The organism is Paenibacillus maysiensis, assembly GCF_000520815.1.
GTDB lineage: Bacteria > Bacillota > Bacilli > Paenibacillales > Paenibacillaceae > Paenibacillus > Paenibacillus maysiensis.
The window spans coordinates 1-1,381 of sequence record NZ_ASRY01000139.1 but is presented as its reverse complement, the minus strand read 5'-3'; the positions used below and the strand labels follow the sequence as shown (position 1 = coordinate 1,381).

The 1,381-nt window shown below is 58.0% G+C and carries 1 protein-coding gene; it reads left to right on the top strand.

Annotated elements, in window-relative coordinates; translation table 11 throughout:
* On the top strand, window positions 1-1,381 hold a 1,381-nt coding region (locus L696_RS28410), incomplete at both ends, for a condensation domain-containing protein (protein ID WP_155985344.1).

The following is a 1,381-nucleotide window of genomic DNA, read 5'->3' as shown; positions in this document are numbered from 1 at the left end:
GGATAAGCTGCCGCCGTCGGGTCATGTGCCGATCGGCAAAGCTTGGCTGAACGCCCGGTTTTACATTGTCGATGCCGCGTTAAAGCCGGTTCCTGTAGGGGTTCCGGGCGAGCTTGTCATCGGCGGCGCCGGGGTGGCGCGCGGGTACTGGAACCGTCCGGACCTAACCGCCGAGAAGTTTGCGGACAGCCCGTTTGTGCCGGGCGAACGTCTGTACCGGACAGGCGATTTGGCCCGCTGGCTGGAAGACGGCAACGTCGACTTCATCGGCCGGATCGACTATCAGGTGAAAATTCGCGGGTTCCGGATCGAACTCGGCGAAATTGAAACGGCCCTGCTGCGTTTCCCGGGCGTCAAGCAGGCTGTGGTGACCGACCGTACGGATGAGCAGGGGCAAAAGTATTTGTGCGGCTACGTGGCGGCGGATGCTTCCTTGCAGCTGAGCGATCTGCTGTCCCAATTGAAGCAAGAGCTGCCGGCCCATATGGTCCCGGCCCGGCTGGTGTCTCTTGATAAGCTTCCGCTCACGCCGAACGGCAAAATTGACCGTAAAGCGCTGCCTGAACCGACCGGAGAGGTAGAAGCAGGCCGTGAGTATGTGGCTCCTCGTACAACGCTGGAAACAAGACTTGCTCTCATTTGGCAGCAGGTGCTGGGTATTGCGCGAGTTGGAGTCCAAGACGATTTCTTTGACTTGGGTGGTCATTCCTTGCGGGCCTCCACGCTTGTTTCCAAGATTCGGAAAGAGCTGCAAGTCGAGGTTCCGCTGCGGGAAGTTTTCCGCTACACCACGATTGAACAACTGGCCCAAAGAATCGGCGGTTTAAGGCAGCAGGAGACGTATGAGATTACAAAGGCGGCTGAGGCCGAGTACTATCCGGTTTCATCCGAGCAAAAGCGTCTGTACGTCCTGCGCCAGCTTGACGGGGCCGAGCGCAGCTACAATATGTCGGCGGCGCTTCTTCTCGAAGGTAAGCTGGACCGCACGCGCGTCGAGCACGCGTTCCAGGCGCTGATTCAGCGCCATGAGACGCTGCGTACCGGGATCGAGCAGGTTCAAGGCGAGCTTGTCCAGCGCATCTATGACGAGGTGGAGTTTGCTGTTGATTATTTCCAGGCGAGCGAGCAGGAAGTGGACCAAGTGGTGGAAGCTTACTATCACCCGTTTGATCTGACCAAGCCGCCACTTCTTCGCATCGGCCTGATCGAAGTCGCCGAGGATCGCCACATTCTGCTGTTCGATATGCACCATATCGTCTCGGACGGCATTTCGACAGCGCTGCTCTTCGACGAGTTCAGCCGTCTGTATCGGGGCGAGGAGCTGGCTCCACTGTGTATTCAATACAAAGATTATGCCGTTTGGCAGCATTCCGAAGCTTAC